The sequence below is a fragment of the Romboutsia sp. 1001713B170207_170306_H8 genome (assembly GCF_015550495.1).
Lineage (GTDB): Bacteria > Bacillota > Clostridia > Peptostreptococcales > Peptostreptococcaceae > Romboutsia_E.
Genome location: NZ_JADNAX010000001.1, coordinates 536,079 through 559,520 on the forward strand (window position 1 = coordinate 536,079; position 23,442 = coordinate 559,520).

The 23,442-nt window shown below is 27.7% G+C and carries 18 protein-coding genes, 1 tRNA gene and 2 riboswitches; of the genes, 12 read left to right on the plus strand and 7 right to left on the minus strand.

Features of this window, described 5'->3' with window-relative positions; all coding sequences use genetic code 11:
• Positions 1–260: 260 nt before the first annotated feature.
• The 6 genes from I2A66_RS02620 to I2A66_RS02645 all read left to right on the plus strand — a co-directional run bounded on the left by I2A66_RS02620 (position 261) and on the right by I2A66_RS02645 (position 9,590).
• Entirely contained in the window at positions 261–629 is a 369-nt protein-coding gene (locus tag I2A66_RS02620; RefSeq protein WP_279265829.1) for a ribonuclease H family protein, read from the plus strand.
• 206 nt (positions 630–835) lie between these two features.
• Positions 836–1,075 (plus strand): hypothetical protein, encoded by a 240-nt coding sequence (locus I2A66_RS17550; protein WP_164489009.1) that lies wholly within the window; start codon positions 836–838, stop codon positions 1,073–1,075.
• The gene (locus tag I2A66_RS17555; RefSeq protein WP_330566187.1) at positions 1,044–1,337 is read left to right on the plus strand and encodes a cytochrome P450; all 294 of its coding nucleotides are present in this window, start codon (positions 1,044–1,046) and stop codon (positions 1,335–1,337) included. The genes I2A66_RS17550 and I2A66_RS17555 overlap by 32 nt, the downstream gene beginning before the upstream one ends.
• Before the next feature lie 204 nt (positions 1,338–1,541).
• A riboswitch (cyclic di-GMP riboswitch) is annotated at positions 1,542–1,629 on the plus strand.
• Between the two features lie 204 nt (positions 1,630–1,833).
• Complete coding sequence (locus I2A66_RS02635) at positions 1,834–8,166, plus strand: NPCBM/NEW2 domain-containing protein (RefSeq protein ID WP_195250897.1); 6,333 nt, start codon at positions 1,834–1,836, stop codon at positions 8,164–8,166.
• 103 nt (positions 8,167–8,269) lie between these two features.
• Positions 8,270–8,893, plus strand: a complete 624-nt coding sequence (locus tag I2A66_RS02640) for a PH domain-containing protein (RefSeq protein ID WP_122639475.1) — start codon at positions 8,270–8,272, stop codon at positions 8,891–8,893.
• 82 nt (positions 8,894–8,975) lie between these two features.
• A complete protein-coding gene (locus I2A66_RS02645) occupies positions 8,976–9,590 on the plus strand; it encodes a DUF4397 domain-containing protein (RefSeq protein WP_195250899.1) in 615 nt (204 codons plus the stop codon).
• 82 nt (positions 9,591–9,672) lie between these two features.
• Here the strand turns inward: I2A66_RS02645 and I2A66_RS02650 are convergent, their stop codons facing one another.
• Positions 9,673–10,098, minus strand: coding sequence for a ferritin-like domain-containing protein (locus tag I2A66_RS02650; RefSeq protein WP_147515443.1), 426 nt, complete (start codon positions 10,096–10,098; stop codon positions 9,673–9,675).
• A gap of 177 nt (positions 10,099–10,275) precedes the next feature.
• A riboswitch (TPP riboswitch) is annotated at positions 10,276–10,371 on the plus strand.
• A gap of 121 nt (positions 10,372–10,492) precedes the next feature.
• Here I2A66_RS02650 and thiT point away from each other — a divergent pair.
• Positions 10,493–11,128 carry an energy-coupled thiamine transporter ThiT gene (gene thiT, locus I2A66_RS02655; protein ID WP_122639472.1) on the plus strand — a complete coding sequence of 212 codons (636 nt, stop codon included), beginning with the start codon at positions 10,493–10,495 and terminating at the stop codon, positions 11,126–11,128.
• A gap of 70 nt (positions 11,129–11,198) precedes the next feature.
• Here thiT and I2A66_RS02660 read toward each other — a convergent pair whose 3' ends face one another.
• From I2A66_RS02660 to I2A66_RS02675, 4 genes are all read right to left on the minus strand, one after another.
• Positions 11,199–12,932 carry a carbon starvation CstA family protein gene (locus I2A66_RS02660; protein ID WP_195250901.1) on the minus strand — a complete coding sequence of 578 codons (1,734 nt, stop codon included), beginning with the start codon at positions 12,930–12,932 and terminating at the stop codon, positions 11,199–11,201.
• A 118-nt stretch (positions 12,933–13,050) separates the two neighbouring features.
• Entirely contained in the window at positions 13,051–13,569 is a 519-nt protein-coding gene (locus I2A66_RS02665) for a hypothetical protein (protein WP_147515442.1), read from the minus strand.
• A gap of 116 nt (positions 13,570–13,685) precedes the next feature.
• Entirely contained in the window at positions 13,686–15,149 is a 1,464-nt protein-coding gene (pdxR, locus tag I2A66_RS02670) for a MocR-like pyridoxine biosynthesis transcription factor PdxR (RefSeq protein WP_122639469.1), read from the minus strand.
• An 18-nt stretch (positions 15,150–15,167) separates the two neighbouring features.
• Entirely contained in the window at positions 15,168–16,091 is a 924-nt protein-coding gene (locus tag I2A66_RS02675; protein WP_147515441.1) for a D-alanine--D-alanine ligase, read from the minus strand.
• A gap of 235 nt (positions 16,092–16,326) precedes the next feature.
• On the opposite strand from I2A66_RS02675, the gene I2A66_RS02680 reads away from it, so the two are divergent.
• The 3 genes from I2A66_RS02680 (at position 16,327) to I2A66_RS02690 (ending at position 18,697) form a co-directional block, all read left to right on the plus strand.
• Positions 16,327–16,400, plus strand: a tRNA-Cys gene (locus I2A66_RS02680).
• Between the two features lie 255 nt (positions 16,401–16,655).
• Positions 16,656–17,891: a competence/damage-inducible protein A gene (locus I2A66_RS02685; RefSeq protein WP_147515440.1), complete on the plus strand. Its 1,236-nt coding sequence runs from the start codon at positions 16,656–16,658 to the stop codon at positions 17,889–17,891.
• Between the two features lie 20 nt (positions 17,892–17,911).
• On the plus strand, positions 17,912–18,697 hold the full coding sequence (locus I2A66_RS02690) for an HAD family hydrolase (protein ID WP_195250903.1): 786 nt from the start codon (positions 17,912–17,914) through the stop codon (positions 18,695–18,697).
• 8 nt (positions 18,698–18,705) lie between these two features.
• Here the strand turns inward: I2A66_RS02690 and I2A66_RS02695 are convergent, their stop codons facing one another.
• Complete coding sequence (locus I2A66_RS02695; RefSeq protein WP_122639465.1) at positions 18,706–19,293, minus strand: zinc dependent phospholipase C family protein; 588 nt, start codon at positions 19,291–19,293, stop codon at positions 18,706–18,708.
• A 316-nt stretch (positions 19,294–19,609) separates the two neighbouring features.
• Between I2A66_RS02695 and I2A66_RS02700 the strand changes: the two genes are divergently transcribed.
• Positions 19,610–20,536 (plus strand): DMT family transporter, encoded by a 927-nt coding sequence (locus I2A66_RS02700; protein WP_195250905.1) that lies wholly within the window; start codon positions 19,610–19,612, stop codon positions 20,534–20,536.
• Positions 20,537–20,657: 121 nt separating this feature from the next.
• Here I2A66_RS02700 and I2A66_RS02705 read toward each other — a convergent pair whose 3' ends face one another.
• On the minus strand, positions 20,658–21,599 hold the full coding sequence (locus tag I2A66_RS02705; protein ID WP_122639463.1) for a TIGR01212 family radical SAM protein: 942 nt from the start codon (positions 21,597–21,599) through the stop codon (positions 20,658–20,660).
• A 161-nt stretch (positions 21,600–21,760) separates the two neighbouring features.
• Between I2A66_RS02705 and I2A66_RS02710 the strand changes: the two genes are divergently transcribed.
• Entirely contained in the window at positions 21,761–23,224 is a 1,464-nt protein-coding gene (locus tag I2A66_RS02710; RefSeq protein WP_164489008.1) for a VanW family protein, read from the plus strand.
• Positions 23,225–23,442 lie beyond the last annotated feature (218 nt).

Below are 23,442 nucleotides of genomic sequence, written 5' to 3' on the forward strand. Positions count from 1 at the left end.
AACATAAATACAAATATTATACATATAAAATAAAAATATTTATATTAATTTAATAATAAATAAAAAAAGAAACTTTTAATAAAAGCATCTTAATTGATGAATTTAACAACCTTTGATATAATTAATATCTAGAATTAATAAAAAATTACTAACAAATAGTAAGGTATAATTATAAAATGAAAAAAATACAAATATACACAGATGGCGGATGCCGAGGCAATGGTAAAAAATCAAACATAGGTGCATGAGGAGCGTACCTAATATATGGAGAACATACAAAAGAAATAAGTGGAGGAAGTAAAGAAACTACAAATAATATAATGGAACTAATGGGATGTATAGAAAGTTTAAAAGCAGTAAAGAAAAAGAATATACCAGTAGAGGTATATGTAGATAGTTCCTATGTATTAAATGGAATAACATCTTGGATTTATGGATGGAAAAGAAATAATTGGATATCATCAAATAAAGAACCTGTTAAAAATAAAGAATTATGGATTGAACTAGATAATTTAAAAAATCAATTTAAAGATATAAAATTTATAAAGGTAAAAGGTCACTCCAGCTGCATAGTAAACAATAAAGCAGATGAACTATGTAATAAATACATGGATAAAATGCTAAAATAAATATAATTAATATTAAAGCTTTATTACGCTAAAGACTATATATAGATTTATTTTTTATAAATCTATATATAGTCTTTTTTATTTAAAAACTAACTATTAAAAATAGAAAATCATAGATAATAATTAAAGTAGTATATATTCACAAGAAAAAACCACTTTTAAATTAAATATATTTCTAATTTATATGAAAAGGAGAATATAAATTCATGACAGATAAGAAACAAGTTCCACATGATAAAAGTTTAGATAATACTATTGACCTATTGCAAGAAGGATACTTGTTTATTAAAAATAGGATTGAACAATATCATTCTGACATATTTGAGACTCATTTACTTGGTCAAAAAGTAATTTGTATTACAGGAGAAGAGGCAGCAAAACTTTTTTATAATCCAAAATTATTTTATAGAAAGAATGTTTGTATTACTAGATGTTTATGGTATTAATCATGATTCTAGGGTATGGAATGAACCTTATAAATTTTATCCTGAGCGTTTTAGAGATCGAAAGGAAAATTTATTTAACTTTATACCTCAATGTGGAAGTGACCCATCAAAAGGGCATAGATGTCCAGGTGAAGGAATTACTATTGAAATAATGAAAGCTAGTTTAGATTTTCTTGTTAATAGTATTGAGTATGACGTTTTAGATCAGGATTTAAGTTATAGTATAGAAAAATACCTACTTTACCTGGAGGTAAATTTATAATGAGTAACATAAGAAGAAAGATATAAAGTGACTAAAAAATATATATAACTTTAATTAAATTTAAAATATAACTAAAGTCTATCAAGTAGATAGACCTTTTTTAGTGTATATACATATTTATTTAAAATGAGATTAATATAATTAAAATATATAGATTATAAAAATAACATTGTGATTACTGTAAAAATATGGTAGAATAAATTAAAATTTCATAGGCAAATCTAGAGAAATCTAGAGACGCAAAGCTAAAGGGGCTAAGGTTAATTATTAACTATGCCAGCCAGTTGCCGAAGAATACAAATTCTTTGTTCGTATAAAAATCTTATGCTCACTTATGGTAAAAGATAATTTTATGATGTTTATTTTTGATGGCAACTATCCTTTTTGAGGGTAGTTTTTTTATTAAAAATAATAATAGAATTAAATTTTTAGGCTTGGTAGTACAACCCTTAGTTACAAGAAATATAAAACTAGAATAATAGTCGAGGGAAATATTATGAAGAAAAAAATATCAGCAATACTAGTAGCATCAATTGTAGTAAGCAATGCCTCTCCAGCATTAAATGTATATGCTAATGAAGTGGTAAAAGAAAAAGTTCAAGCAGTAGAAGAAAAAGTAGTAAGTGAAGCAAAAATATCGGCCTTTAATTTAAGTGAATACACTAATTTTGAGGGTTACAATTCAGAGTTTAAAATTCTAAGAGAAGAAATCAAATCAATATCTAACAATGGTGGTCAATATGGATCAAGTTCTATAGATAAAGCTATAGATGGAAATCTTTCAACTCACTGGGAAACAGGAAAGTCAAACAGCTCAACTTTCCAAAATGAAGTTGTTGTAGAATTTAATGAAATAGAATCAATTGATAGAATTGCTTATGCAACAAGACAAGATGGAGCGAAAGGGAAAGGATTCCCAACTCAATTTGAAATATATGCTTCAACAACAGGAGAAGATTCAGATTTTGAATTAGTTTCTACAGGAGCACATTCATCAACTGGCAATATGATGGAATTTAAGTTTGATACTATAACAGCTAAGAAAGTTAAGTTTGTATTCAAAGAAGCAAATCAAGGATGGGCAAGTGCATCAGAGTTTTATTTCTATAGAGAAGATAAATCAATTGATAAGTTAAACTCTATATTTACAAATGAAAATATGAATGAAATAAGTGAAGAATTTAATACATTAGATAAATTATCTGATTTTGAAAATAAAGTCAAAAATCATCCGCTTTATGAAGAATTTAAAACATATATAAATAATGCAAGATTAATACTAGAAGGAAATAATGTAGAATATAAAGATGCCGTAATAAACAAATTTAAATCGTTTAACGATGAAGCTTTATTAGAATACAATAAATTATTTAAAATAAATCCTTCTTCTATAAGTACTAATGGTAGCCATTATGGAAGTAGTAATATAGAAAAAGCAATTGATGGAGATATAAATACTTCTTGGCACTCAGGAAAACAAAACAGCTCAAGCTTTATAAATGAAGTTATTATAAGCTTAGATAAACTTGAAACTTTAGATAGGGTAGTATATACAAGTTTAAACAGCAGAGGATTTGCTAATTCATTTGATATATATACTTCAAAAACAACTGAGGGAGATACATTTGAAAAAGTAACTTCAGGAAGTAGTAGTATAACAAAAGATTCTTTAGAAATAAAGTTTAATCCAACTGAGGCAAGAAGAGTTAAATTTGTATATAAACAATGTTATGAAAACTGGGCATTAGCATCTGAATTTGCTTTATATAAAGAAGATAAACTTAAGGATAAAATGGGAAGACTTTTTACAGATAATAGTATGAGTAAAGTTAGTGAAGAATTTAATACAGTAGATAAAATAAATGCATTAGAGGAAGAAGCTAAGTCACATCCATTCTATGAAGATTATAAAGAAGATTTAAGCAATGCTAGATTACTTGTTGATAATAGCAATGTTCAATACACTGATGCAAAAGTATCTAAATTTTTAGATATAAATAGCAAATTACTTTCAGGTTATGATGAGGTTTACAAATTAGATATAACCAAAATAAAATCAATAACTGCTAATGGCGGTCATTATGCAAGTGAAGTAATATCAAAAGCTATTGATGGAGATTTTAATACTAAGTGGCATTCAGGAAAACAAAACACAGATACATTTACGAATGAAGTTGTAATGGAGTTAGATGAACTTACAACATTAAATAGAATAGTTTATACAGCCCCTAGAGGTTCAAATAGAGGATTTGCACAAGAGTTTGAAGTTTATGCTTCTAGAACTACTAAAGGAGATAATTTTGAAAAAGTGTCTGCAGGATCATCTAGTGTTACTCAAGATTCAGTAGAAATAAGATTTAATCCAACTGAGTTTAAAAGAGTTAAATTTGTATTAAAAAAAGGATATGAAAATTGGGCTTGTGCAGCAGAAATTAGTTTATACAAGCAAGATGAAATATCAGAAAAAATGGAAAAATTATTTACAAATGGTTTATATAATCAGCTAAGTGAAGAGTTTAATTCAGTTGAAGCTATAAACAAATTAGAAGAAGAGTTATCAACGCATCCACTAAAAGAATTATATTCAAATGATATAGAATTAGCTAAAGATTTAGTAAATAATCCAGATAAATTTGAAAATGTGACTATTATAACAGCAGAACAAAGAGGAAAATATACTCAAGAAATTGGCATAAGAAGTATTAATGGTGCCGCATACTCTTCATTCCAATCAACAGGACTATATGTAACACAAGGTGAAGAAATTACAGTTTATGTTGAAGCTGATGAAAATGGAGTAATGCCTAGAATATGCTTTGGTCAATCTGGTAAAGGTCAAGGAGACTGGAGAAGATGGGCAAATCTACAACCAGGTAAAAATGTAATAAAAGCACCATCTGGAATAAATCCTAGTGCAGTATATATAGTAAACGATGCATTACCAAAAGACCAAGCTTTTGCTCCAAAGTTAAGAATTGAAGGTGGAAATAAGTTCCCTACATACATTCATGGAAAAACAGATGCAAATGAATTTGCAAATGAAGTAAAAGAATACGCACAAAAGGTTGAATATAATGATAATGCATTTACAAATGGAAACCCAGAAGGTAAAGTATTTAATATAGTAGAGTTAGTATCTGAAAACTGTATAATAACAACTAGTGCAGCAGGTGCTGTAGAAGCTCTAAAAACAATGGAAAAAACTAATTTAACAGTAGAAGATACTATGAATGAATGGGAAGAAATGTATGATATGTTCCAAACATTCCAAGGCTTTGAAAAAGATGCAAAAGAAGAAAAAGATAGTTACTTCCCTAATAAATTTATAGCTAGGGTATTCCAAAATGTACCATTAGGATTTGCAGACCATGGATACACTGGTTATCTAGGTTCAAGTAATATAGAAAGAAACGGTGGATTCTTTAAGCAAATAGTATTACCTATAACTCATAGAGATAATGACAACTGGTGTTATACTCATGAGTTTGGACATATATTCAATACAAAATATGTTGTCGATGGAGAAGTAACTAATAACCTTTATGCACAAGAATTTAGAAGGATTAAAGGTTTAGGTGGAGATAGAGATAACTGGAATGAAATTATGAAGAGATTTAATGGACAAGAGTTTGCTATGCATTATTTTGAAAGACTAGCTGTATTATCTCAAATAAATATAGCTTATGGATATGATGCTTATGCAAAAATGTCTACATATGTAAGACATAATACTTCACAAATATCTTCGGTAAAAGGTTCAGACCAACAAAGATTAGCTGTGGCATATTCATTAGCATTAAATGTAAATTTACTTGATTTCTTTGAGGGTTGGAATTATATAACAGTTACAGATCAAATGAGAGAAGTTGTAGCCAATTTACCAAAACTTGATAAAAAGATAGAGTATTTACATGGCGGTGCTTATGACTATAAAGGAAATGGATTCGATGAAAATTTAAAAATAGAAGTAAGTTCTAAATTAAATGAAGAAAATGCAACTAATACTTTATCATTTACTATAGATAGTGAAAATAGTGATGATTTACTAGGATATGAAATTTTAAAAGACAATGAAGTTATAGGATTTACAAGAGGTAATAACTTTGTAGTTAAAAGTGTTGATGTAAATGAAAATACAATATATGAAGTAGTTGCATATGCAAAAGATTTATCAACAGCAAAAGGTGTAAGTGTAAAAGCATTTTCACCAATATTAAGTGTACAACAAGATAATATGATGGTTAGCTTAAATAGCCAATTTAATGCAGAAGATTTTGCAAAGGCATTAAATTATAAGGGTGAGGATATAAGCTCTAATATAATAATAGAAAGTAATGTTAATACAAGTAAAAAAGGTAATTATCAAGTTAAGTATACTTTAGTAGATAATGAAGTAGAACTTTCTAAAACTGTTGATATAGAAGTAGTAAGCTCATTTGATTATTTATCTGATAGTGATTGGGAAAGTGTAGAAACTCAGCATGGAACACCAAGAAGAAATAGCAATCTAAAAGGTAGAGTAAATGGAGAAATAAAAGCATTTGATAAAGGGATAGGAATACATGCAAATGGTAAGGTTGTTTATAATTTAGAAGGAAAAAATTATGATACATTTGAAGCACTTGTAGGTGTTGACGGAACAATAGCAGCACAAGATAATTCAAGTATAACATTTAAAGTTGTAGCAGATGAACAAACAGTAGCAACTACAAGAGTCTTAAAGTATAGTGATAATATGGTTTATATAAGTGTACCAGTAAGTGGTATTAGTAAATTAGAAATACAAGTTAATAATGGTGGAAATGGAAATACATCAGACTATGGTGTAATAATTAATCCAAAATTAAGTAATAACAATATGAAACCAAGTATAGATATATCTAAGACTTCTGATATTGTAAAATTAGGACAAGAGTATGATTTAACAGAAGGTGTAACTGCTAGTGATATTGAAGATGGAGAGTTAACAAAAGCTATAAATATTAATTCTAATGGCTTTACAACTAATAAAACTGGAAGATACATTATTGAATATACAGTAACGGATAGTGATAATAATACTACGACTGTTAGTAAAAACATAGTAGTGTATAGTGATGTAGTTTATGCTAGTAATACAGATTGGCAATCTGCAACAACTGATTGGCAAAGTGTAAGAAAAGATAAATCAAGTTCTAATGGAACTATAAAAGTTGGTATTGATGGACAAACTAAAGAATTTGAAAAAGGAATAGGAACACATGCTAATTCTACAATAATTTATAATGTAGAAGGTAAAGGATATGAATACTTTGAAACACTTGTAGGTATTGATAGAAATATATCACAACAAAATAACTCAAGTGTAATATTCCAAATATTTGCTGATGGAGAAAAAGTATTCGATAGTGGTTTAATGAAATGGAGCGATAATGCTAAACTAGCTAGAATAAAATTAGATGGAGTTAGTGAGTTAAAGTTAGTAGCTAATAATGGTGGTAATGGAAATACATCAGACCACGCTAACTTTGCAGATGCAAAATTCTTAATAACAAATTCTAAACCTACGATAGATATAGCTAGTGAGGGGATAACTACAAAGCTTGGTGTAGAAGTAAGCTTAGATAGTGAATACAGTGCAACTGATGCAGAAGATGGAGACTTAACTAATAAAGTAGTAGTAGAAGATAATGTTAACTTCAATAAAGCTGGTAAATACGAACAAACTTTCACAGTTACAGATTCAGATGGAAATACAACTATAAAAACTAGATATATAAAAGTAGTAGATATGAATGATACTACATATATAAGTGATATAGACTGGACATCAGCTCAAATAGGTTGGAATACAATTAAAAAAGATAAGGCAGTAAGTGGAAATGCCTTAAGGCTTACTGATGAAAGTGGAAGAGAGGTTTCTTATGAAAAAGGAATTGGTACTCATTCTACATCTACTATAAAATATGATTTAACTAATGATGATTATGGATATTTCACTAGCTTTGTTGGAGTAGATAGAACAATGTATGGAAGTGTTGGTTCAGTAACATTTGAAATTTACTTAGATAATGAAAAAGTATACGATAGTGGATTAATGAGCTCAAGAGATGCTCAAAAATATGTTGAAATAAATCTTAAGGATGCTAAAGAATTAAAACTTGTAGTAACTGATGGAAAAAATGGGAATGGATCAGACCATGCTAACTTTGCAGATGCGAAGCTTCATTTTGCAAATTCAGAAAGTGTAGAAGTAAATAGAGTAAACCTTGATGAATTAATTGAAAATGTAAATAGTATAAATGAGGCTAATTATACAATAGAAAGTTATAAGGTAGTAAAAGATACATTAGCTGTAGTAGAAAATTCATTAAATGATGGTTATAATCAAGTAGAGATAGATGAATTATATAACACTTTAAAAGAAGCTTATGATAATTTAGTTTCATTAATAAATTGGAATGATCTTATAGATGCTATAGAAAATAATAATGAATATAATGAGTTAAATTATTATAAAGATGTAATGGAAAGTCATAAGAATTTAATTAATGAAGCTAGAAATATGATAGAAGAAAATCAATCTACACAAGAAGAAATAGATTCTATGTGCAATAGAATATTAGAATCATCTAAAAACTTAGTTGCTAGAGAAAATAAAATAGCTCTTAATAAAGCTATAGAAAAAGCAGAGTCTATAGAAAATGTTAATTATAATTCTATTAGGTGGAAAAATTTACAAGATGCTTTGGTAGATGCAAAAGTAATTTATAATGATGTAAATGCAAGTGATATAGATGTAGAATCATTTACTTTCTTAATGAACTACTTAATAGATGAATTAAAGTAAATATTTAAGAATAAAATTGCTGGAATATAAATTTTCAGCAATTTTATTTTTTATATATATTTGTTATAATAATTAATAAATAAAAATGAATTAGGAGGATGTTATGGCAGGGAATATATTTGGAAAAATGGCAGCAGATACATTAGGCTTATCTGATATAGGTAAGATAATAGATCCAAAGGATTTTAACAAAGTTGATGGTGATGATTATATAATGAACGAAGATGGAGAAAAGATATACTTCGTTATAAAATCAAAGTCAGATGAGTATGTATTTACAAATAGAGGACTAATTCATGTAGATGGAGCATCTGCAGTAAGCAAAAAAAGAGTAGTAAAAAGACATGAGTTTAGAAGTGAAAATGTGCACTCAGTAACTTTAGAAACAGCTGGAACAGTAGACTTAGATGTTGAAATAAAATTTAGTTTTGGAAGTGAACACTTTAGTATAGATGTAGATAAAAAACAAATAGAGCAATTAAAAGATTTGTATAAAGCTTTATTTGAAATTGGAACAGTTCAAAATAGAAATAATCAATCATATGAATATGGTATGAATAGTTTAAACATGGCTAATGAATCTATAAAAAGAGCTCATATAGATGGAAATATAGCTACAATGATTGAAGAAGTAACAAGATTTAATTTTAATTGGATGCAAAATGTTAAGGATACTTATAATAACAAAGACTTTGGATATGTTTTTGAAAAATATATAAATAACTAATAAATTAAGTGCATTATATGCAAATTATCACAAATAGATGTTGCAATCATAATATATATAAAGATATATAGGAAGTAACATCATGAAAATAAGATTAGACATGAATACATCATATATAAGAGTATTACATGCGGCACCAAATGCACCAGCTGTAGATGTATATGCAGGAGATATGATATTATTTAGCAATTTAACATTTGAACAATTCTCATCATATATACCAGTACCACAAGGAAGTTATACTATCAATGTTTATATTGCGGGAACAGAAGAAAATCCAGTAATTAGTCAAAATGTAGATGTACCGGGTGGCAGTATGATAACTGTAGCATCAACAGGTAACTTAAATAATCTAACATTAGTTCCATATATAGAATCAAATCCAAGAAACCTTCAAGATGGAAAATCAAGAGTAAGGGCTATACATTTATCACCAAATGCACCAGAAGTTGATATATATGTAAATGGAAATGAAATGTTTAGTGACGTGGAATTTAGAGAAGCTACAGATTATATAGATGTTAATTATGGGGAATATAGGATAGAAGTTAAGGTAGCTAATACTGATAATATAGTTTTAAGTAGCAATGTAAATTTAAAAGATAGAAAGGTTTACTCATTGTATGTTTTAGGAGATGTACCGAATTTAACTTTAGTTCAGTCTTTGGATGGATGCACGTATATGTTGATGCAATAAATTTATTAGTATAAAAAAGGCATTTCTATTTATATAGAAATGCCTTTTCATATATATAAAACTTATAAATTTTTTATAAGTTTTATAATCTATCTAACATACCTTTTAACATACTAGCATGTCTAGCTTCATCTCTAGCAGCATGATCTATAAATGTATATAGTTCTTCAAGATCTGAATTCTTAGCTTTTTGAGCAAGCTCTGATTTATATTTATTAGAACCAACTTCACCTTTAATCATGTTTGATATATTAGTTTTAGTACAATCTGAAACTTTACCAAGAAGTTCAGCATATTGAGCAGCATGTTCAGCTTCTTCCCAAGCTATGACTTTAAGTACCTCAGCTATTTCTGCGTAACCTTGTCTTTGTGCAACTCTTGCCATAGCTAAGTATAAACCAACCTCAGCAGTTTCACCATTAAATTGTCCTTGTAAGCTTTGTTTAAATTCTTCATTATCTTTTACTAAACCAAGTTGATTTTCTTTTTCAAAATTTAATTTTTCCATGTTAAAAATATTCCTTTCAATAATAGTCTAAGCATATTTTTAACTTACACGTTTGAAAATATTCTATGATAATTTTGTAATATAAATCTATTTTATATATTCATTTAATATGTCTAAATTATATAATTAATAATTGACAATATAAAAAAATATATTACAATTAAATTATAAGTAAATAATTAATGCTAGGGGTGCCATTGGCTGAGAGGTTTATACCGACCCTTATTACCTGATCTGGTTAGTACCAGCGTAGGAAAGCAAGAGTAGATATTAATATAATAATCTAGTAAATTAATTAGAGAGTTATAATAATTTTGAATTTTGAAGCTATACCTAATCAGGTATAGCTTTTTTATTTATAATTCATTTATTTATTTATTGAGGAGGTAAGGGAATGGTAAACACAATAATGTTAATTATATGTTTAATACCTATAGCTTATTATTTATTAAACATAAAGAAAATTAAGCTAGATACAAAAACAATGATAGTTGTATCTTTATTTGCTGCATGTAGCTTTATTTTATCTAAAATAAAACTAATCCAATATCCACAAGGAGGAGGTATTGAATTATTATCATCAGTGCCAATTTTAATGATTGGTTTACTTTATGGGCCTATTACTGGTATGACTTGTGGGTTAATTACAGGAATACTAGGTTTAATAGGTTCGGCATATATAATTCATCCAGCTCAATTTTTACTAGACTATATATTACCAACTATGTTACTTGGACTTAGTGGACTATTTGATTGTAATAAAAAGAGAAATATATTTATAGGATGCATATTAGCCGTGCTTTTAAAGCAACTTTCTCACATACTTTCAGGATGTATTTATTTTGCAGATTATGCATGGGAAGGATGGAATCCAGTTGCTTATTCAATAGTTTACAATTTATCAGGTACAGGATTAGAAGGATTGCTTAGTAGTATAGTTTTAGTTACAATGCCATTATCTAAAATTAAAAGAATGGCAAATATACAAACTATAACAAAAGAACATTTAGAAGAAAGTTATGATAAATAATTATAAATAAAAAAATCCAATAGTTAACCTATTGGATTTTTTTATTAATTTAGTATATATTTATTAATAATTAAGCTTGTTTAGTCTTAGATTTAAATTGTTTTTTTATAGTATTGAATCCTTCTATCATAAGAATAATAGCAAGAATTACTAAAAGTAAAGCTAGGATAGTACGTATATAACACCAGCCAAGTCCAGTACCGCCAGACATAATAGCTAGAACATTAGATTTAATAGTAAGCACTAAAGAAGTAACAGTTACTACAAGCATAAATACCATTGGTATAAAGAACATCTTATTGTTTCTACCGATATTACCAAGCCATGTAGCTATAGCAAGCAAACCAAGTGCAGCTAATAGTTGATTTGCAGCTCCAAATAAAGCCCATATATTTGCATATCCAGTAAGACCAAGACTTATACCTAATACAACAGTAATAAGTGTTGCTACATATGGATTTGTTATAGCCTTTTTAAATCCTGAAACATCATCTCTAGTTTCACCAGGGGCAAGCCAAAATTCTTGGAACATATAACGAGCAAGACGAGTTGCAGTATCTAATGAAGTTAGGCAGAAAACTGAAACTGTTAAAACTAATAAAGAGTATGCTATGTTATAAACATTAGAAAGGCCAGGGATTTTACTTAACATAGATGCTATGCCAGATGCGAATACTACTGTAGGAGTAACTGTTGTTCCAGTTGAATAATCTTTCCATATATATCCTACTGCGCATACAGAAATTAATGCTAGAGCACATTCTATTAACATAGAACCATAAGCTATAGGACGAGCGTCTGCTTCTTTATCTAATTGTTTTGCAGTAGTACCAGAAGCAACTAAAGAATGAAATCCGGATATAGCACCACAAGCAATTGTAATAAATAAAGCAGGGAATAAGTACCCAAGAGAAGTTCCAGTAGGAGCTATAGTATCAGTAAAACCAGTAAATGCAGGTATATCTAATGTTGGATGGCATCCTATAATCCCAACTATAGCAATGGCTATCATACCGTATAATAAAAATGAGCTTAAATAATCACGGGGTTGAAGTAAAATCCAAACTGGAGTTACAGATGCAATTAATATATATATACCAACTATAATCATCCAAGTATTTGAACTTAAGTAAATAGGATGGAAATTAAGACCTAAAGCTATACATATAATTATAGCTACAATGCCTATAACAGTTGAAACTCCTAAAGAAGCATTTCTTCTATAAACTAAAAATCCAAAAGCAATTGCTAATAATATAAACAAAAGAGATATCATAGCAGTAGAAGCATTAGCTGAGCTTGCAACATAATCAACAGCACCAGATTGAGTAAATGTAGCCTTAAAAGTATCTGCAACTATAGATGCAAATGCAGCAACAACTAATATTAGTGTTAAATAGGAGAATGTAAGAAATAGTTTTTTAGCCCTAGGACCTATATTTTGGCCTATAACTTCACCAATGGATTGACCTTTATGACGAATAGATGCAAATAAAGCACCAAAATCATGAGTAGCACCAAAGAATATTCCACCAATTAAAACCCAAAGTACTACAGGAACCCAACCAAACACAGCAGCTTGAATAGGTCCATTAATTGGCCCTGCACCAGCTATAGATGAAAAGTGATGACCAAGTAAAACTGGTGTTTTTGCAGGAACGTAGTCTATGCCATCTTCTAATTCATGAGATGGAGTTGTACGTTTTTCATCAATTCCCCACTGTTTAGCTAGCCATCTACCATAAGTAACATAGCCAACGAATAAAACTATAATTCCTAAAAATAAAATAAATAAAGCGTTCAAAAATTTTCCCCCTTTTACAAAAAATTATAGTTATTTATATAAATTTAATAACTATCTAAATGTAGAAAAATTCTGAAAATATAATTTAAAAAATATATTGAATAGTAAACTACACAACTTAAATATTTTTAGACAGTAAATTTTTAAAAAACTTAGTAGTATCTTTTCCAGACTTATTTCCATAAATTTTACTATCACTAATATTTAAGCAACAAGTACGAAAATCCATCCAACCATTAAAAGAGAACTTAAAATTTTTAAATATTTTACATTTTTTTATAAGTTTATCTACACCTTCTTCGCAAGAATTGCATACAAATAAAGTCGTAATATATGAATACATATGACCTGGTTTGGGATTAATTAAACTCATACCATTTTCATAAGCATAATTCTTACACTTTATAAAAAGTTCTTTTGTTAAATTATCAACTTCAAAAATATAAACATATTCATTTGAGTCAGCTTCCCATAAGGTAGCTTTTTTTACTAATACATATTTTTGATTATGTACATGAAATTCACACTTAGCTACAAGTGGTATATGTGTATTAGTACATTTTTCGATATCATAATAAACATTATAGCTTTGTAAGATTTTAGACACAACTTCATGTGTGTTTAGTAGTGATGACATGGTATACCTCCATTAAAAAGTTTAGCTTAATTATATTTAAACTCTATGATATATAAATAGATAAAAGACCTAATTAGGTAAAGATATAAAAAATCCTAAAAGTTCAAAGTGAACTTTTAGGATTTAGAATCATTTTCCATATTTTTTATACACTCACCAATTATTTTTATTCCTTTTTCTATATCATCTAAAGATAATCTAGAAAATCCTAGTCTTAAAGTATTATCACCATTATCATTAATAGAGAATATATCCCCAGGCATAAAAATAACACCTTTTTCATAACATTTATTTAATAAATCTCTAGATTTAATATTTTTAAGTTTAACAAAAATATGAAGACCACCATCACCAAGAATATAATCATGTGGAATATGTTTTAAGGCACACTCATAAGCAAAATTAAATTTATCACCATAAAACTTACGGACTTTTTTTATGTATTTTTCAAAACCGCCATTATGCAAATAATCATAAAGGATACCTTGATCTAAAAAAGAAACATGAATAGTTTTACATCTTTTTACACTTTCAAGTTTTGAAATAATGTTTTTATCAGCAAGTATCCATCCTATTCTAAGCCCAGGGAATAAAATTTTTGAAAAACTGCCTATATAAACAACTCCATTACTAAAATTATCAAGAGATGCAATAGGGAATATATGAGAACTAGAGTATAGAAGTTCCTCATTAAATCCATCTTCAATAATAGCAATATTATTATCTTTCATTAAATTATAAAATTTATACCTACTTTCAGGTGACATAACAGTTCCAGTAGGGTTATGATAAGAAGGCGTTATATAAGCAAATTTAATTTTATCTTTATATTTAGAAACTTTATTTTTTAGCATGTCAAAATCTAAGCCATTTTTATTTATGTCAACATTAATAAGATTTAAATTTAAAGCTCTCATAATTTTAAGTGTAGTATTATGAGTTGGGTTTTCACAAATTATATAATCTCCAGGAGATGTAAATGAAGATAGCATAATTTCTAATCCTTCTGTAAAGCCATTTGTTATGAGTATATCTTTATTAGAAGTATCGACTCCTTTATTATTCATATATTTTAATAAATAATCTATTAAAGGTTTATAACCTTGTGCGTATCCATAATTAAGAAGTTTATCTCCTTCAAGGGAAATTCTATTTAGAAAAGATTTCTTTAATTCATCTATATCAAACATAGAACCATCAGGAGAAATACTTTTAAAAGATATTAAGTCAGACCTCCAGGGAATTTCATTTTTTATAATGTCCATTTTATTTGCAGTTTTAGAATAACTATTTTCAAGCGAGTCCCAATTTATACACCAATTACCTTTAGGTATATTGACGTTTGAACTTACAAAAGTTCCTTTGCCAGAAACTGAATATATATATCCTTCAGATTTTAGTTCTTCATAAGCTAAAACTATAGAGTTTCTACTAACTTTAAGAAGTTGACTAAGCTCCCTTGTAGAAGGGAGCTTACTATTATCAGGTATAAGTCCTTTTAAAATCATATCTATTATATGATTTTTTATTTGTATATAAATTGGCTCATTGTCATCTATATTGAGATTAGAGAATAACAATTTATCACCTCAGTTTTATTAATAATTTAATGAAGCGACTTTACTGGGAGTTAAAGAGTATTCTATTATTTTATCTAATAAATCACTAAATCCAAGACCTTTAGCAGCTGCACTTTTAGGAATTAAGCTAGCTTTAGTAAGTCCAGGAAGTGTGTTTAACTCAAGTACATAAGGAACTCCATCATGTATAATCATATCAATTCTTACATAGGCTTTGCAATAGAAAATATCCCAGCATATTTGTGAAATTTCATTTATTTTATTTTGTAAGTTTTCTTCTAGATAAACTACTTCTTCTAAAGCACCATTATCATTATATTTTGCAGTATAATCAAAGAATTCAGAGTTAGCTTTTATTGATATAGTAGGGTAAACTTCATTATTAAGTACAAATGATGTATATTCTCCACCTGAAATGTATTCTTCTATAATTGCGTATTCATCAACTTCTAAAACTTTTTCTATAGCAGGCTTTACCTCTTCCTTTGAACGTACACAAAATGTTGCAACGCTAGAACCACCACTATTTGGTTTTATAAATACAGGATACTTGAAACTTTCTATTTTATCATAATCTATATTTTCACATGTATTAGTAACAAACCATTTAGCAGTTGGGATATTTGAATTTTTTAATATCTTTTTAGTAATATTTTTATCCATACACATCCCACTTGATAGAGGACCACATCCTGAATATGGTATACCTTTTGCGTGTAATATTGATTGTATACATCCATCTTCGCCAAATTTACCATGAAGTGCAATAAATGCAAAATCAATATCATTTGTAAGCTTTGTAAATATATCTTCTGTTTTATCTATAATAATTTTAACTACGTCATATTTATTTCTATCTAAACCATTAAAAACTTCATTACCTGAATTTAAAGAGACTTCTCTTTCTGAAGAGATACCTCCCATTATAACTGCTACTTTCATAAAACCACTCCTAATATATTTAAATTTTCTTTGAATATTAATTCTAAAGAATTTACTTTTCTTAGTTTTCTTAATTTTATTTATACCTAATTATATTAATATGTAGGTCATATCGAAAGTACCACTAGTTATTAAGTTTAAATATAGAGTGGTATATACTATAAAAATAAAATTTTATAACTTAAATTGTTGCAAGTATTTAAAAAGACATATATAATTTAATTGTAATTAATAAGGCGACATGGCCAAGTGGTAAGGCAGTGGACTGCAACTCCTTGATCCTCAGTTCGAATCTGGGTGTCGCCTCCAATAAAAATGTGGGCTTTTTCGAAAAATAATTTTGTTCAGGGGTCGGGCAGACATATATATTTTCTAGTCATGCAATTTAAGTGATGTTGCAAATGACTAGAAAATATATATTGTCTACCTTGACCCAGGTATAAAATAATTTATTCGAGAGAAGCCCTTTTGTTTTTATGTGGAGATTTAGATAATAGTTAAAGTAAGAAAAATACATTAAAAATATATATTTGGTTTAAATTATATTTGAAGGAGTGGATTAAGATGAAAGCTGAGATTTTGACTGTTGGTACTGAGATTCTTTTGGGGGATATTGTTAATACGAATTCTCAGTACTTAGCTTGTGAGTTAGCTAATTTAGGAATTGATGTTTATTATCAAGGTACTGTTGGAGATAATGAAGACAGATTACTTGACTGTCTAAAAGAGAGTTTAGATAGAAGTGATATTGTTATTACAACTGGTGGTCTTGGACCAACGAAAGATGATTTGACCAAAGAAACTGCTGCTAAATTTTTCAATCAAGAATTAGTTCTTCATGAGCCATCATGGAATAAGATTGAGAAGTATTTTAATAAGCTATGTAAAACTCCAAGTGAGAATAATAAAAAACAAGCTTATTTTCCTAAGGAAGCTATAATTCTTGAAAATAATAATGGTACAGCGCCTGGGGCTATTTTAAAGAAAGATAATAAAACTATAATAGTACTTCCAGGACCTCCAAAGGAAATGAAGCCTATGTTTGATGAAAGTGTTAAACCTTATTTAAAAGATTTAACTGATGAAGTTTTAGTTTCTAAGACACTTAGATTTTATGGTATTGGAGAATCTTTATTAGAACATGAGATAATGGATATAATAAAGGCGCAGTCAAACCCAACTGTAGCTCCTTATGCAAAGGAAACTGAAGCTACATTAAGAATTACTGCAAAGGCTAAAAATGAAGATGAAGCTATTAGTTTAATGAACCCTGTTATAAATAAAATATATGACAGAGTAGGAAAGTATATATATGCTCAAGGTGAAGTTACTTTAGAAGATACTGTTGCTAAGTTATTGGTTGACAAGAATTTAACTATTAGCGTTGCAGAATCTTGTACTGGTGGTATGGTTTCTTCTAATCTTATAAATTACCCAGGGATATCATCTGTTTTTATGGAAGGGTGCGTTACATATTCTAATGAAGCTAAAATAATGAGTTTAGGAGTAAATAAAGAGACTTTAGACAAATTTGGAGCAGTTAGTTATGAGACCGCTAGAGAAATGGCTATAGGAGTAGCTAAAAGACATAATACTAATATGGGTATATCAACTACAGGGATAGCAGGTCCACAAGGTGGAAGTGAGGAAAAACCAGTAGGACTAGTTTATTTTGGTATTTATATAAATGGTAAGACAATAGTTAAAAGATATTTATTCAACGGAAATAGAGAACAAGTAAGATTAAGAGCAACAAAAACAATATTAAATGATTTAAGATTAGAAATTATAAATCTTTAATTAAATTTTGGAGGCAATTTATGATAAAACATATATTTTGTGACTTAGATGGAACTCTGTATCATCATGGAATAAGTGATGATGATATAAAGGCTATAGAAGCAATAGAGAAAAAGGGTGTTGTATTTAATATAGCAACTGGTAGAGCTTTTAAACAAGCTTCTAAAATGATTAAAGGCAAGTTAGATTTAAATGGATATTATATATGCCAAAATGGTGCCTTTGTATATGACAAAAATCATAACGAAATCTTAAAAGAAGTAATAGATGATAATTTAGTAAAAAAGGTAGTTAATAGATTTAAATCTGATGATGCTTATATATTCTTTATGCATGACGGAAATATAGTAATATCTGGAGGAGAGGATATACTAGATGAGTTTGACAGGGAGTGTATAAATGATCCGGATTTTTTTAAAAAAGATAGCTTTGACAACTTAGTAGGAAATATAGGGATTTTATCGAGAAATGAAGATGAATTAGGAAGAATGGAGACATATTACAAAAATGAATTTGAAGGAATATTAGATGTTTATTTATCTGGGAAATATGTCTTAAATATATCTCCAAGCCATATATCAAAAGGGAATGCAATAAAGCATGTATGCAGTATCTTAAATGTAAATTTAGATGAAATAGCAACAATAGGAGATTCTCCTAATGATATATCTATGTTAAAAGGTTTTAAATATAGTTTTTCAATGGATAGTAGTAGAGAAGATGTTAAAAAAAGTTCAGCTTATACTGTGAAAAGTGTAAAAGAAGCAATTGAAGTTATAGAAAAAACAAATGGTGTTGAAAATTAATTCAACACCTAAACACAATTTATAAATTTATTACAATTAGCTGTATTAATTAATATACAGTCTAATATATAATTTATTACACTATTACATACATAATTTGAAAATAATAAATCATTTTCGTATTCTGTTATTCCTTGATATTCTAGATATAATGAATCAAAGAATTCTTTAAATGTATTAGTTTTAATTTTATCTCCCTTAAACTTTAATAAATTAGTTTCTTTAGCAACCATAGCAAGTTCTTTCTCATAGTTAATATGTTTACTCATACTATGAGACATTTCCCAACGTCTACTATGAGGTACACAGAAAAAGTCACATAAAAAGTGACATATAACACCTAGTTCTTGATTAAATTTACTTATTGAAAAATATTTACTTATACAATCTAAGTCTAAAGTGCATAAGTAGTCTATTTTTTTTAATATCATATCAAGAGATTCTTCCATATAATGCTTTTGTAAAACATATTTAGATGATATGTCTGGTTTTATATTTCCATAAATAAAGTTTTTATCGCTTATAAAAAAAGATTTATTTTCATCTATATTTTCAATTAAAGACTTACCTATTAAAAGATGAGTATTTATAAACATTGCATCACCTCATTATCTTAATTAACGTATATAACTATATATTTAACTTTAATGAAAGATTTTATTATAAATTTGAAAAGCTTTCTACTAATTAAATAATAACAATAAGTAATATACGTTTCAATGAGTAAGAAATTCCAAATAAGTATATAATCCCTAATATCATTTTATTATAATCAAAATTTTAGTAAATTCAGTACTATGTATACTAAGTTTCGTGTATAAATTTAGAACATATAATTAAGATTTTATTTCTAACTATAATAAAAATATTATGATATAATTAGGAAGTATTTTACATCTAAAGGAGAAGACAATGAAAGAAAGAAACAACGGTTATATCTTTATAGCCATAGCCGGTATACTATGGTCAACAATAGGTTTATTTTCAAATAGCTTAATGGAAAGTGGATTAAATCCTAGTCAAGTTGCATTTGGAAGACTAACACTAGGATGTTTATTCTTAAGTTTATACTGCATGATAAGTAAACCACGATTATTAAAGATAAGTAAAAAAGGATTAATATATTCAATAGTAATAGGACTTATATGTCAGGCATTATTTAATTTATGTTATTTAAGTTCAATACAAAGTGTAGGAGTATCAGTAGCAGCGATACTACTTTATACATCACCATTATTCTTAGCTATATTTTCAAAAGTAGTATTTAAAGAAAATATAAACAAACATAAAATAATATCATTAATACTATGTTTTATAGGAGCGATATTAGCAGTAACAGGTGGAAAATTAGATACAAGTAGCTTAAATCTAACAGGAGTTGGAATAGGAATACTATCAGCAATAGCATATGCACTAATGCCGATAATAAATAAGAATGCATTAAAGGAAAATGAAAGTATAACATTAGTATTATACTCATTCTTATTTGGAGCATTATTTATGTTACAAATATCAAATCCAAGTGAAGTAATAATAAAAATGGCAAACTCATCAATATTATTTAATATGTTATCATTAGGGCTTATGCCAGCTGCACTTGCATACATATTTTACATGATAGGCATATCAAAAGGAGTAGAACTATCAGTAGCAGGAGTAATAGCCTCAGTAGAATTAATATTTGCTCAATTAATAGGTTGGTTTATATTAAAAGAAGCATTCTCAATAATAAAACTATTAGGACTATTATTTATGATAGCATCAGCTATAGTAGCAATAAAAGGATCAGACTCAACAGACACAGATAGTGTATCTGAACCTACCAAAGAAGTATGCTAAAAAATATATTATGATATACCCAGGCGAAAAGTGTAAAATAAAAATTAGCTTCCATTTGTAGCGTAACTTTGCTGCATGGAAGCTAATTTTATTTTACACTTAGCCCGTATAGCGAGTATTTTTACTCTCCAGCATAATTTGATCCTTGGAAAGTACCTCTTCTTTTTAATTCAGCATCAATATCATTTAATACATGCCATTTTTTTAAACTCCATAAAGGACCTACAAGGTCTTCTCTTTTTCCATCACCAGTAAGCCTATGGACTATCATTTCCTCAGGCAAAACCTCAAGTTGGTCACAAACTAACTTAATATATTCTTCTTGAGTCATTAAATTTAACATACCATTGTTAAGCATTCTCTCCATAGGAGTATCCTTAATAACATGAAGTAGATGTATCTTTATACCATCAACGCCAAGTTTACCAACTGCTTTAGCCGTTTCCATCATCATATTATAATCTTCACCTGGAAGTCCATTTATAATATGAACAACTACTTTAATATTTTTAGCTTTTAACTTTTCAACACCTTCAAGGAATGTTTGATAATCATGACCTCTATTTATTAATTTAGACGTTGAATCATGGATAGTTTGAAGTCCAAGCTCAACCCAAAGATTTGTTCTTTCATTAAGCTCTCCTAAATATTCAACTACATCATCTGGAAGACAATCAGGTCTTGTAGATATAGATAAACCTATAACATCTTCTAAACCTAATATAGTCTCATATTTTTCTTTTAAAACTTCAAGTGGAGCATAAGTATTAGTAAATGCTTGGAAATAACCTATATATTTTGCTTTAGGCCATTTTTTTAGCATCATTTCTTTAATATCATAAAACTGTTTAATTAAATCATCCTTAGGATTTCCAGCAAAATCACCGGAACCTTCCTTACTACAGTAAGTACATCCACCATAAGTTACTTTTCCATCTATGTTAGGACATGTGAATCCAGCATTTATAGAGACTTTAAAAATTTTTTCTCCAAATGTATTTCTAAGATAATAGTTCCATGTATGGTATCTTTTATTGTCAAATGCATATTTAAATTTTGTCAATATTATCACCTTTTCTAATAGTTATTAATTGTAATTATATTATTGATATATTACCATAAAAAAATTATATATACAAATTAATAAAATTAAAAATACTAACACATTTATAGTCATATACATTAATTAGTTGATAGTAACTAATGATTTAGAGGGGGATGAATATGGATAAAGATCAAAACAATATAAATAATAGTCATAAAGATGAAGTTGAAAAATTAAATGAAGAAAAAGATGTTGTAGACGCGGAAGATATTACAATTAACTATGAAAATGAAGAAGTTAAACCTGAAGATGAAAAGTTTAATAAAGAAGGGTCAGAAGAAATAAAAGAAGAATTAGAGGAAGAATCTAAAAAAGAGGAAGTAAAAGAAAATAATGATTGTAAGCAGATGAAATTTAAATTTGATAAAAAATCAAAAATAATATCTGCAGCATGTGTAGGGGTAATTATAGTAGGCAGTATAATAGCAAGCAACGTTACATCTAAGTATAAAGCATTAGTATTTCCAGGAACAAAGTTATATGAAGTAAACATATCAAAACTAGATAAAGACAATTTAAATGAAAAAGTAAGTAATATAAAAAATGAAATAGGTAGTAATAAAATAAAAATAAAAGCTAAAAATGATACATATAATTTAGAATTTAAAGATTTAATAAAAACTTATAATGAAGATAAATTAGAAAATGAAGTTATGTCTTATGGGAAAGATGGAAATACACTTCAACAGTTTGGAATGATAATTATAGGTATAGCTAAAAATTATGAATTTGATATAAAAGTTAATGAAAATAAGTTAAATGAATTAGTAAATAAAATATATGATGAAAATAGTAAAGCACCAGAAGAACCTAAAATTTCTATAAATGGAGATGATATAGAGATAACAGAAGGTAAAAAAGGTAATGTTGTTGATAAAGAAAGCTTAGTAGCTACACTAAAAAATATGATAGAAAATTATGATGGTAATAATGAAGCTAAAAATATAGAAGTAAGTTATATAGAAGAAGATCCCAAAATAAGTGTAGATGATTTAAATAAAGTAAATACTAAAATATCTAGTTATTCAACTACATATGGAACTGGTGGAGGAAGAGGAAAGAATATAGAAGTTGCAACAAATAAAGTTGATGACTTATTATTAATGCCAGGTGAAGAATTTTCTTATGAAGCTACAGTAGGTCCAGTAGAAACTAGTAATGGATATACATATGCTCCAGTTATTTCAAATGGAACACTAACACAAGGCGTTGGTGGTGGAGTATGTCAAGTATCAACTACTATATATAATGCACAATTAAGAGCTGGTATATTACCTACGGAGAGAAGAAATCATTCAAAGGCAGTAAGTTATGTTCCAAGAGGTATGGATGCTACATTAGCATCAGGTAGTATAGATTATAAGTTTAAAAATACATACGATTACCCGCTTGTAATAAATACATATACATCTGGCGGAACTATTCATATAGAGTTTTGGTCAAATAAAGATGCAACTAATGGTTTAACATATGAAGCAGTTAGTTATGCTAGTGGAAATGTAGCTAACACTTATTTATATGGATACGATTCAAATAACAATAAAGTTTATGAAAAGCATGTAGATACAAGTGTTTATAGATAATAAAAAAGTATTACTGGATAAAAATATCAGTAATACTTTTTTTATTAAAATCTCAAATGGCACTATAAAATTTTTATAATTCTGAAAATTTTAAATTTAATATCAACATCTAGTATGTTATAATTTATGTTAAATAAATTTATAATTTGTAATAATTTAATATTATTTATGATATTTTAATCTAAGGGGATTTCAAATAAAAATAAATATTTGAAGAT

Excerpts from the sequence above, each read along its gene's own strand:
- I2A66_RS17550 (WP_164489009.1), top strand. The coding sequence starts at position 836 with ATGACAGATAAGAAACAAGTTCCACATGATAAAAGTTTAGATAATACT.
- I2A66_RS17555 (WP_330566187.1), top strand. The coding sequence starts at position 1,044 with ATGTTTGTATTACTAGATGTTTATGGTATTAATCATGATTCTAGGGTA.
- I2A66_RS02635 (WP_195250897.1), top strand. The coding sequence starts at position 1,834 with ATGAAGAAAAAAATATCAGCAATACTAGTAGCATCAATTGTAGTAAGC.
- I2A66_RS02640 (WP_122639475.1), top strand. The coding sequence starts at position 8,270 with ATGGCAGGGAATATATTTGGAAAAATGGCAGCAGATACATTAGGCTTA.
- I2A66_RS02645 (WP_195250899.1), top strand. The coding sequence starts at position 8,976 with ATGAAAATAAGATTAGACATGAATACATCATATATAAGAGTATTACAT.
- I2A66_RS02650 (WP_147515443.1), bottom strand. The coding sequence starts at position 10,098 with ATGGAAAAATTAAATTTTGAAAAAGAAAATCAACTTGGTTTAGTAAAA.
- thiT (WP_122639472.1), top strand. The coding sequence starts at position 10,493 with ATGGTAAACACAATAATGTTAATTATATGTTTAATACCTATAGCTTAT.
- I2A66_RS02665 (WP_147515442.1), bottom strand. The coding sequence starts at position 13,569 with ATGTCATCACTACTAAACACACATGAAGTTGTGTCTAAAATCTTACAA.
- I2A66_RS02675 (WP_147515441.1), bottom strand. The coding sequence starts at position 16,091 with ATGAAAGTAGCAGTTATAATGGGAGGTATCTCTTCAGAAAGAGAAGTC.
- I2A66_RS02685 (WP_147515440.1), top strand. The coding sequence starts at position 16,656 with ATGAAAGCTGAGATTTTGACTGTTGGTACTGAGATTCTTTTGGGGGAT.
- I2A66_RS02690 (WP_195250903.1), top strand. The coding sequence starts at position 17,912 with ATGATAAAACATATATTTTGTGACTTAGATGGAACTCTGTATCATCAT.
- I2A66_RS02695 (WP_122639465.1), bottom strand. The coding sequence starts at position 19,293 with ATGTTTATAAATACTCATCTTTTAATAGGTAAGTCTTTAATTGAAAAT.
- I2A66_RS02700 (WP_195250905.1), top strand. The coding sequence starts at position 19,610 with ATGAAAGAAAGAAACAACGGTTATATCTTTATAGCCATAGCCGGTATA.
- I2A66_RS02710 (WP_164489008.1), top strand. The coding sequence starts at position 21,761 with ATGGATAAAGATCAAAACAATATAAATAATAGTCATAAAGATGAAGTT.